The sequence below is a fragment of the Paramesorhizobium leguminum genome (assembly GCF_003217235.1).
GTDB lineage: Bacteria > Pseudomonadota > Alphaproteobacteria > Rhizobiales > Rhizobiaceae > Paramesorhizobium > Paramesorhizobium leguminum.
Genome location: NZ_QJTF01000042.1, coordinates 1 through 9,905 on the forward strand (window position 1 = coordinate 1; position 9,905 = coordinate 9,905).

Sequence of the window (9,905 nt, forward strand, 5' to 3'; positions counted from 1 at the left end):
AGGCCTCACGCCTTACGAGTTCATCTGCAAAATCTGGAAAACAGAACCAGAGAAATTCAAAAGAAACCCGCTCCAGCAAATACCGGGACTAAACACCTAGGTCATCGCTGACGATGGCCTTCTGATGAGGATCGGTGTCGCGCCACTTGCCGCGGAAACGGAAACCGGGCGTGTCGGCTACGGCATGCAGGTAGCGCAGGAGCGGCCAGAGCCGTGCTACGCCCGACTGCGGCGAGAGCACCGGCGTCGTCAACTCACCCAGGCGCTGCAACATGAGCAACAGGTGCACAGAGAACGGTCCCGCTTGGCGGGCGAGAGCTCGCGGGAATCGATGGCGAAAAGCGGGGGCTGGGCGCCCCAGCTGTCGCGATCGACCTCGACCTCAATGGTACGAGATAACGGACTGGAGACAGGCAAAACTAACCTCAATGGGGCTGACGAGGCTTCGGCCCCATATCGCCAACACTCATCCCGCCCCCGCGGATGGTGCTGGTGTAAACATTGAAAGGGCTAATCCGGACGCGCCAGCACGGCCCATTTTAATCATAACGACGCCCAAACAATTCATAGAGACGCCGGTTTTTTTGATAGGCGCTATAATGGGCAAATACCGGCTTACGCCTGGTTAAAAATTCTCACATTGTCAATCCTTGCAAAGCCTTCTTCGGGGTGCTCCGATAATCTCAGGGACTGTGCTGCCGATAAGCAAGGCTCCGGTATTTCCAGCATAGCTTGTGAAGCAAGAAGCAATGTATGGAATCTTTCCTGTTCGTCGCCGGTTCTGCCTGGTTAAACATTGCGAAGCCGAAGCCGCGGTCGTATTTGGTTGCGACAACGACAAGCGACGGGGATAGGGCAATTGGAAAATGATTTGGTCTTCTATGAGAAGGACGCGCTCCTTTATCGGCTGCACGAGGGGCTCAAAAACAGCGATAAGAATGTCGTTTTCGTCGTTGGCGCTCCACTCACAGCGCCATACGCGGGTGCGCCTGGCGTGTCTGACGTCGCTGCGGTCGTTGAACTGATCCGCTCAAGATTCAAGAGTAATTCGCATCTAGAAAAATTAGATGCGAAACTGGCAGGAGCGGCCAACCGCTACCAAGAGGCATTCGATTTCCTGTCGCCCCGGCTGGGGCAGGACGCTGCTAACGATGTTATTAAGCAAGCCGTTGCCGCCGCGCTTGTCTCATCAGGGACGCAAGCATGGAGCGAGGCAATCAGCCGGCTGCCAGAGGACCAGCTTCAGGCATTGGACAACGATGAGCGCGCTTGGCACCTGACGCCCGCCGCGAGCGCGCTCGGCGGATTGATCGCGAAGTACTCCAATCGTTTCGGCAAGATTCTGATAACTTCTAATTTCGATCCGTTGGTCGAAGTTTCAATCCGGCGAGCAGGCGGCATCGCCTGGCGCACCTCGCTTTCCGTTGACGGTTCGATCAACCAGAGCACGGCGGACGGCTGCCAAGTAATCCATATCCATGGCTATTGGCATGGAAGCGACACCCTCCACACTAATAGGCAGCTTGTCCGCAGCCGTCCCACCTTGCAGAACGACCTGCTGGTTCGTCTAAGGGATCATATCGTCGTTGTCATGGCCTACGGCGGCTGGCGAGATATCTTCACAAGCGCGCTCGGCGGCGTCGTTGGAAACGACAATCTCTTTCCCGAAGTACTGTGGTGCCTTTATGACGAGGAGCCGCAGGTTAGCGAACATCTACTGAGTCAGTTGCGCCCTGGAATACATCGCAACCGCGTTACCTTTTACAAGGGAATCGATTGCCACACGTTCTTACCCGAACTCCTCGGTCTCTGGGACGAAGATCCGTCTCGTATAGTCGATAAGCCGGCTACGACGACTGCCGCTGCAGCGACTGAGCCATCTGCCGCGAGCAAACCGCAGTCACGATCTCAGCTCTTCCGTCTTGCACCGCTCGAATGTGACCGCCCTCCGAACATCGGGATATGGGTAGGGCGTGAGAATGAGTTGCGCGCGTTCGAAACATCGAATGCGAAGGTCGTGATCATCTGTGGGATCGGCGGCGAAGGAAAGTCGGCTTTGGCGTCGCACTATATTACTACGCTGAGCGAACGCGAGGGAAACTACCGCTTCTGGGACTGGCGCGATTGTAAGGAACAAAGCGATCGTATCCGTACCCAGTTCGTTGAGGTCATCGTCCGCTTCTCGGACGGCAAGATAGCGTCAAACGAACTAACAGAAGCAAGCGACGAGGACCTGGTTGAAGTCTTGATCGACCAAACGAGAGATGCTCACGCTGTCCTCGTCTTCGACAACGTCGACAGTTATGTCGATCTGGAGAACCGGGTCTTTACAGGCGCTATCGATTTGCTCGTCCAGCGGTTCGCGGCTAGTCAGTCAACGAGCCGGGTTATTCTGACCTGCCGACCCGATGTGCAATATACGCCTTCGTCGGTCATCACCTTTTCGATGAAAGGTATCTCGGCTGACGAAGCGATCGACCTCTTCGCGAAGCGAGCGCCCGGCCACTCGATACCCGAGACTGACATTCGCGATGCGCATACCTTGACGAAGGGGCATGCCTTCTGGCTCGACCTGCTAGCAGTTCAGGTCAGCAAGGTTCCAGGCACAACGCTTCGCAAATTGCTCGACGACATGCGCCGAGGGCGCGAAGAGGTTCCCGATGTTCTGTCGTCGATTTGGGACAAGCTTGCTCTGCGCGAGCAGACACTCCTTCGGTTCATGGCCGAGGCCGTAAGACCGGAAACCGAGATCACTATTCACCGGTTCGTGGCCTCGAAGGTCAACTATAAGAATTTCATGCGGGCCCTCCGATCACTGATCTCGCTCAATTTGATCGTCGTGAAGCCTGAACTAGATGCGCCCGACCTCTACGATCTTCATCCCCTCGTTCGCCAGTTCGTGAGAACCCGGTTCGAGCGGGCGGAACGCGCCGACTTCATCATAGTGGTGATTGGGCAATACAAGGCCATTATTCGCGCGATCGGCTCTGTACTCGGGGTCAATCTACCCTTCGCACTGCTCGAACGATGGTCACAGAAGGCCGAGCTCGAAGTCTCGGCTGGCATGTATGACGACGCTTTCGAAACACTTGTCGAAATCAAAGATGCGTTAATCGGAGGTGGCCACGTTCAGGAATATGTCCGTGTTGGACGGCTCCTCTTCGAATCGATTGACTGGGAAACCGCAGCCACGAAATATAAGCAGTTCGACAACGTCGTAGGAACAATGGTCTCAGCCTTCGACGGGCTAGGCGACCGGGAATCGGCAGATAGCCTTCTCATGCGCTACGAAGCGACCATTCCCCATAAGACGGCGCGCTACATCAAATTTTGTGATGTGAAATCGTATTCTTATTGGCAGCGCGGCGAGTTCCACCCGGCGATCGATTGGGCGCGGCGAGGAGTGTCCCTCAAGAAGGACAGCCATGTCGATTCGAATTACGATTGCCAGCATACGTTGGCACTGGCCGAACGGGATGCTGGGCATCCGACTGAAGCATTGGAGTATTTTCGGAAAGACTGGACTGTCGAACAAATCGTCGCGGAGGCGGAGGGCGTGCCCGAAGACGGCCCGATGTACGGCAATGTAGGCCGCTGCCTCCAGTTCATGGGTCGAAACGACGAGGCACTATGCTGTTACAAGAAATCAATGAAATTGCTTGAAAGTGACGCCTCTTTCCATAGCAAGTCCAATCGGGCCTATGGACGTCGGTGGGTCGGAGAAGTGCTCGTGGGAATGGGCGATATTGCGAAAGCAGAAGCCTTTTTCATGGACGCGATACGCATTCTCGGCAGTTCGGCACCGCTGCGGGTACGTGAAATTTACAACGAGTTGGAGAAACTGCGCGACAACGCCTCGCCGTTCATGAGCGAAGCTAGATCTTCTCGGATTGTAAGGGACTGGATGGCCGCGTAACCTGTCGACGAAGGCACGGATTTGTATTGTTTGGCCGTTTGTCTGCCTGAACAGTTGCGGTCAAACGGTCTTCAGATTCATCCGCCGCTGAATGGCAGCTCGCTGATTTTAACGCTCAGGAACCCGACAGTCGTTCTCGGCCCCAAAACACGCAATCCGGTAGCGACGTTTGCCTACAATCCCAGTCCCTGCTTGCGGCCGAAGCTCCAGTCGATGCCACCGTCATTGCGAGCGATGCCGGATACGTGCTTGCCTAGTTGCTTTTCGAGGGATGGCGACCACGGAACGAGCTGGAAACCGAGGCCGTCGTCGATCATAGCGAAGCGGCCGGAAGCCAGTGCGAAACGTTGGCGGTAGGTGCCGGCGACATATTCACCGCTGCCGGTACGGTTAAACGGCTGGCCTGTCTCAGTGGCGAGCTTTTCCCCAAGCGCATCCAGCTCACGGCGGCGCAGGGTGTCGATGAGTTTACGCGCGAAAACCACGCTCCGCCCCTGCCGCTCGGCGAGACCCTGCTCGACAAGATGGTCAGCACGCCGTTCCATGGCCTGCTTCACCTCGGCGCCAAAGCCACCGTCGGAGACCGGCAGGGGCTCCCTCGCGACTGCCTCTATTCAGCCTGTTTTTTACTAAACTCCAAGTCCATCGTGAATTCCTCGTTTGCAGGAGCAACACAACGGAGAATTGAGCCGATCCGAAAAAATAGGAAATAAATAAAATTCAGGTGGGGCATTAAGATCGTAAATGCCCCGGCCCCATTTAAGCACATAGAGCAGGAGGATTATTAATAGTTGATGGAAGCGAATTCCCGATCCCACTTGCGATTTTTGTAAATAGCGCGTGTCGACTTGGCTCGATCATTGTGTCAATCCGCATGATCAGCCGAGTCTGGTCAAGTGGTGGCAGGCCATCCTCCTCGCCAAGTGCCACGAGCCCGTTCGGAACGGCGCGCCGCGGCAGTACACCAAGCGCTCCTTGAGAAATCATAGCTGTTTTCAGCATAGAGAAGCTCTTCGAGCAGTAGGCAATGTCCCATTTGTATGCCCCTGCTGTCAGAGCCCTCAGCGCATTAGTACGCACACCGCAACCGTCCGGAAACAGAGCAAGTTTCAGACTCTCTCCGGAACGGACAACTTCCCGATCCCGCGCAACCCACGCAAGGGTTTCATCACAAAGACTAAGACCATCCATGGATCCTTCTTGGGTCATGATGGCAATGTCGAGTTCCCCATTGTCAATCATTTCGCTGAGTTTCGGCGATAGTTCAGTGATGATCTGTAATTCTATAGGATTTCCGGGGGCCGTCAGACGCTGGATGACGCTTGGCAGGACGAGATCAGCATAATCATCCGGAATGCCCAGCCGCAGGACTGTCGCTTCTTGATGTGTCGTAAGATTTTTCATCATTGCGTCGTTCAGATCAAGGATTTGGCAGGCATACTGGTGAACAAGATGGCCATAGGGAGTGAGCGATATCCCCTTCCCATTGCCGCGTTCCAATACTTTCTTACCGACCAGTCTTTCCAGTCTTTGCATTTGAAGACTGATCGCGGACTGGCTCCTAAGCAACACGGAGCCGGCTGCTGTGAAGCTCTTCTTTTCAACGACGATTATAAGCGTCCGGAGCAAATCCATATCCAAATTCACTAGTGCCATTTGCGTTACCAATCCTCTCGATTTGTCGAACTCATTTCCTTGTTGGGCGATCCAGTCCTAGTTTTTACTCTCATTTTGGTGGCAGGCGATCAGCAAATTTACTGTCGACTGCCCCCTAAAACCGGCGCACTTTAATTTGGAGTTCTTTCATGTCTGTAGAAGGTCTCAGATTTATATCGGCGGCCGAATATGTACCTGAGCACATCTTGACCAACGATGACATCCAAGTGCATCTCAACCAAGAAATTTGTCCAGACTGGGTAAAAGGCAAACTCGGCATCTCAGAGCGCCGAATTATTACCTCTGGGGAGAGCACATCCAGCCTTGCCGAAAAGGCTGTGAGGAAGGCTATCCAGAATGCCGGTGTCCGACCAGAAAGCATCGACTTACTCATCCTCGCGACGGCCAGCCCTGAACGTCGCGCTCCCGCCACCGCCTGTATCGTCCAATTCGATGTCTCCGCAGTGTGTTCGGGTTTTCTCTTCGCGCTTTCGATTGCGACGGCGATGATGAATGCGGGAGCGGCGAGGCGAGCAATTGTGGTGGGTGCCGACACCTTTTCAGACGCGACCGATTGGGAGCGCCGGGACTGTGTGTTTTTCGGGGACGGTGCTGGCGCTGTTCTTCTGGAGAAGCGATCGATTCACATCGGAGGCGGCAACGCGGGCCGCTATGACAGCGAACTGTTCACCAATGGGCGAGACCTCGAAGCCTTCACGATACCCTTGGGCTCGAGTTCTACCTTCCTGATGGATGGCAAGGCCGTTTTCGACGCGGCCGCCCATGCGGTCCCGAAGTGCATTGATGCCGTACTTACTCGGAACGCCATCACAGCTGACGATATCGACATTGTTATTCCGCATCAGCCCTCGCGCTACCTACTGGAAAACATCGCTGCTAGCTCCGGGATTTCGTTCGACCGTTTCGAGCTTTGCATGGGGCGAGTGGCTAACACGGTCGGAGCAACTATCCCGATAGCTTTGGCCCAAGCCATGGAGAACAACAGAATCTCAACCGGCGACGCCGTTCTTTTCGCCACGGCCGGTGCTGGCTTCACGGCTGGCGCGGCTCTTCACTTTTGGAGTTGATTATGACCCTTATTTCCCCAAATTTCGCTGCATCACTACCTCTGGCTTCAAAGGCGCAAGGATGCCGCATCACATCCGCTGATGGACGCACTTGGCTCGACGGATGCTCTGGTGCAATCTCATGTAATATTGGGCATAGCCATCCGCATGTTATCGAGGCGATCGATCAACAAATGCACCGCCTTGATTTTGTCTACCGCACCCAGTTCCGCAATGAACAAGCAGAACGGCTTTCGGAAAGACTTTGTGGTCATCTCGGCTACGAAGCGGCATTTTTCGTAAACAGTGGATCGGAGGCTGTTGAGACGGCTGTCCGGATGGCCAGATCCCATTGGGCGCTACTCGGGCATTCTAGCAAGACAAAAATTCTTAGTCGGGCCCTGAGCTATCATGGTTCGACCCATGAGACGCTCTCGCTGTCCGGCCACCGGGCTCGGCGTCGCGATGCGGGGCTGTGCGAGACCGGTCCAGTTCTGCCGACCCCCAATCCGCTTCGTCGCCCTAAGGACATGACAAACACCGAATATGCCATGATGTGTGCCAATGCTGTTCGGGATGAGATCCGTCGTCAAGGTACAGATACCGTCGCTGCTGTCCTTCTCGAACCGATCATCGGGGCGTCCGGCGCTGCCATGGTGCCACCCGATGGATATCTCGAACGGGTGCGCGAAATCTGCACAGACGAGGGGGTCCTCCTGATCGCCGACGAGGTGCTCACCGGCCTGGGCCGTACCGGGGCTTGGCTTGCCCAGGACCATTGGTCGGTACGAGCGGACATTACCTGTCTCGGAAAAGGGATGAACGGAGGATACCTGCCCATTTCTGCCGTGCTGGTTTCACTGGACGTGCTCGACGTGATGATGAATCACGACAGCGGTATGCGTCTTGGTCACACCCATTCCAACCATCCAATCGCGGCCGCAGCGGCGAATGCCGTGATAGACGTACTCGAGAGCGACGGTCTTATTGAGCATGCGGCAAGTCAGGGAACGCGCTTCGGGGAGACTCTCAAGAAACTCTGTTCGGATATTCCGCAGGTAGCCGAGGTCCGTGGTCGCGGCATGTTTTGGGGTGTCGAACTCGTTTTACCAAACAACACCCTATTACCGTTCCCGGCGGAATCCGGCATAGCAGGACGCCTCGTTTCCGAAGCCTTCAAGTCCGGCCTGATGCTTTATCCGGCAACCGGGTTCCTCGAATGCGGTCTTGGTGACGCTGTCATACTCGCTCCCCCACTCAACAGTAGTCTAAGTGATCTCACCGAAATGCTCGCACTCTTCGTCGCCGCTCTAAAGGAGCTTCCCGTTCCAAGCCAACAAAAGGAGATGACCAATGCTTGAGTTGAAGCCGAACCTGCGGGGAAGCCTGACCCACCAAGTCAAGGCTACTGATCTGGCAACCAACTGGCGCAACGATGTGCCTGTTTTGGCTACCCCGATCCTGCTATGGTTGACTGAACTGGCCTGCATGCGGGCCATCGAGGGAACCCTCTCGGATGGTCAGATGACCGTTGGGCTCTCCCATGACACCTCGCACCTCGCACCGACGCCCTCCGGCTGGAACATTCATATCGGTGCGCGCCTCGAAGCAATCGAGAACCGCAAGCTTATCTTCTCCGTCGAGGGGCAAGATGGGCAAGAAACTATCCTGAGGGGTAAGCATGTCCGCGCCATTGTGGATCGGGAACGTTTCCTTGCCGGTGTAGAGGCTAAAGCTAAAGGGCCCAATGCCAACAAAATCCCAACGCCACAGAATGGCATATTAACCGCATCGGCAAATAACACCGGAGCCCCCTCATGACCTCCACCAAATCGAACTCTGCGGCACCGGATCGCAATATCACTCCTAGTTTCAAAGCCTGGGCGGTTCTCGTAGCGGGCGCGATTTCTCTGGGAACCGCACCCTTACTTGTCAAGGGTATGACTCTGCCTGCGGAAAGCTCGGCCTTTTTTCGAGTGCTGCTTTCCGCTCCGGTTTTCCTTGCGCTGACCTTTTGGATGGGAGTGCGCAATGCAAAGCCAAACAATGCGGGATTGAACAAGGACGTACCAACTTATCTCTACATTCTTGCCGCATTCTTTTTCGCTGCAGATCTTCTAACGATGCATGTAGCAATACGCGCCATCAACACATCAATCGCTACTTTGCTCACGAACGCAGCTCCGATCTTCGTGGCCATCTATGGCATTATGGGATTCACGGATCGACCTGACAGTCGTTTCGGGGCAGCACTACCCCTAGCTCTCGTCGGAATGGTGTTGCTTTTCGGCCTCGCCGCGTTTGATCGAACGGCCCCTATATGGGGTTATTTCGTAGCCCTTGGGGCCGGAGCTTTTTATGCCGCTTATCTCACAACCGTGCGCACGCTCAAGCAGCATGGCGCAGCAACAACTAGAATCATGGCCTGGGTAACGGTTTGTTCTGCGCTCTTTCTGTCACCTCTTATCCTGACCCAGGAATTCAAGATACCGGAGGGGACGGACGATATTCTACGAGTCCTTGCCTTGGTACTATTCGGACAACTCATCGGACAAGGACTAGTGACGAATGCTCTGCGCGACCTCCCCGTCTCAGCTAGCTCGATCGTGCTAATGATTCAGCCGATCTTTGTCGCCTTCGCGGCATGGCCGCTCCTTGGCGAGGCACTCAGTTCCTTGCAAATCTTGGGAATGACCATGGTACTCGTCTCAATATGGATGGTCGTCCCCCCCTGGCGGCGCAACCATCGGAGCCCCGAGCTCGCGAGTAACCGGATCGTCTCGGCCTACCCTGGAAACGAAGCTGAAAGCATCAAATTGCAGGCTAACAAGCGGGCCTAACCTACAGTTGCGTAGGCCTTTCCTTGCCCACCTGTGTGAACCATAAGAAGCTCACCGGCTCTATCGGGAATCAGATCAGGTCGGCTTCTCCGTCATTTATGCTCTTTTTGCCGCTCCATGGGCCGCATCGGTAAGTCTCTTTTGTACGATGACCCGCACTGGGCCTAGCCTTGATCGTCAGTGTCGGTTGGGTACTGAACTGGACGGCAGACAATCTGCTGACCGATGTTGGAAGCGCGGCGCTGGCGAGGCGTGCGGATACCGAGCAGAGTGGACAGGCCACCCCCCCACCCCTGCTTACACAAGGGCGGTTATTGATTTATGTTTGAAGTGGTTGCGGGGGCAGGATTTGAACCTGCGGCCTTCAGGTTATGAGCCTGACGAGCTACCGGGCTGCTCCACCCCGCGTCAAAGGTTATGAATGGT

General features: G+C 55.4%; 7 protein-coding genes, 1 tRNA gene and 2 pseudogenes. 6 read left to right on the plus strand and 4 right to left on the minus strand.

The features are described 5' to 3' along the window. Positions 1-100: pseudogene (locus C7477_RS19320) on the plus strand (IS481 family transposase); the annotation flags it as partial. Here the strand turns inward: C7477_RS19320 and C7477_RS19050 are convergent. Continuing rightward, the gene (locus tag C7477_RS19050; protein ID WP_181418470.1) at positions 89-289 is read right to left on the minus strand and encodes a hypothetical protein; all 201 of its coding nucleotides are present in this window, start codon (positions 287-289) and stop codon (positions 89-91) included. The pseudogene C7477_RS19320 and the gene C7477_RS19050 overlap by 12 nt on opposite strands. A 570-nt stretch (positions 290-859) precedes the next feature. Between C7477_RS19050 and C7477_RS18325 the strand changes: the two genes are divergently transcribed. Next, positions 860-3,916, plus strand: coding sequence for an NB-ARC domain-containing protein (locus C7477_RS18325; protein WP_146226126.1), 3,057 nt, complete (start codon positions 860-862; stop codon positions 3,914-3,916). Positions 3,917-4,089: 173 nt separating this feature from the next. On the opposite strand, the pseudogene C7477_RS18330 reads toward C7477_RS18325, so the two are convergent. Then, positions 4,090-4,527: pseudogene (locus tag C7477_RS18330) on the minus strand (DUF3363 domain-containing protein); the annotation flags it as partial. A gap of 148 nt (positions 4,528-4,675) precedes the next feature. Then, positions 4,676-5,572 (minus strand): LysR substrate-binding domain-containing protein, encoded by an 897-nt coding sequence (locus C7477_RS18335; RefSeq protein WP_110754788.1) that lies wholly within the window; start codon positions 5,570-5,572, stop codon positions 4,676-4,678. Positions 5,573-5,721: 149 nt separating this feature from the next. Here C7477_RS18335 and C7477_RS18340 point away from each other — a divergent pair, with 149 nt between their 5' ends. Genes C7477_RS18340 through C7477_RS18355 form a run of 4 tightly spaced genes read left to right on the plus strand, consistent with a single transcriptional unit; the run spans position 5,722 to position 9,479 of the window. Next, the gene (locus C7477_RS18340; RefSeq protein ID WP_110754789.1) at positions 5,722-6,660 is read left to right on the plus strand and encodes a 3-oxoacyl-ACP synthase III family protein; all 939 of its coding nucleotides are present in this window, start codon (positions 5,722-5,724) and stop codon (positions 6,658-6,660) included. 2 nt (positions 6,661-6,662) lie between these two features. Continuing rightward, positions 6,663-8,000, plus strand: coding sequence for an aminotransferase family protein (locus C7477_RS18345; protein ID WP_110754790.1), 1,338 nt, complete (start codon positions 6,663-6,665; stop codon positions 7,998-8,000). Beyond that, positions 7,993-8,460, plus strand: a complete 468-nt coding sequence (locus C7477_RS18350; protein WP_181418471.1) for a thioesterase family protein — start codon at positions 7,993-7,995, stop codon at positions 8,458-8,460. The genes C7477_RS18345 and C7477_RS18350 overlap by 8 nt, the downstream gene beginning before the upstream one ends. Next, positions 8,457-9,479 carry a DMT family transporter gene (locus C7477_RS18355; RefSeq protein ID WP_110754791.1) on the plus strand — a complete coding sequence of 341 codons (1,023 nt, stop codon included), beginning with the start codon at positions 8,457-8,459 and terminating at the stop codon, positions 9,477-9,479. Before C7477_RS18350 ends, C7477_RS18355 begins: the two co-directional genes overlap by 4 nt. Before the next feature lie 331 nt (positions 9,480-9,810). Here the strand turns inward: C7477_RS18355 and C7477_RS18360 are convergent. Continuing rightward, a tRNA-Met gene (locus C7477_RS18360) sits at positions 9,811-9,887 on the minus strand. Between the last annotated feature and the right edge of the window lie 18 nt (positions 9,888-9,905).

Coding starts and splice junctions, on each gene's coding strand:
- C7477_RS18340 (WP_110754789.1), top strand. CDS start 5,722: ATGTCTGTAGAAGGTCTCAGATTTATATCGGCGGCCGAATATGTACCT.
- C7477_RS18355 (WP_110754791.1), top strand. CDS start 8,457: ATGACCTCCACCAAATCGAACTCTGCGGCACCGGATCGCAATATCACT.
- C7477_RS18335 (WP_110754788.1), bottom strand. CDS start 5,572: ATGGCACTAGTGAATTTGGATATGGATTTGCTCCGGACGCTTATAATC.
- C7477_RS18345 (WP_110754790.1), top strand. CDS start 6,663: ATGACCCTTATTTCCCCAAATTTCGCTGCATCACTACCTCTGGCTTCA.
- C7477_RS18350 (WP_181418471.1), top strand. CDS start 7,993: ATGCTTGAGTTGAAGCCGAACCTGCGGGGAAGCCTGACCCACCAAGTC.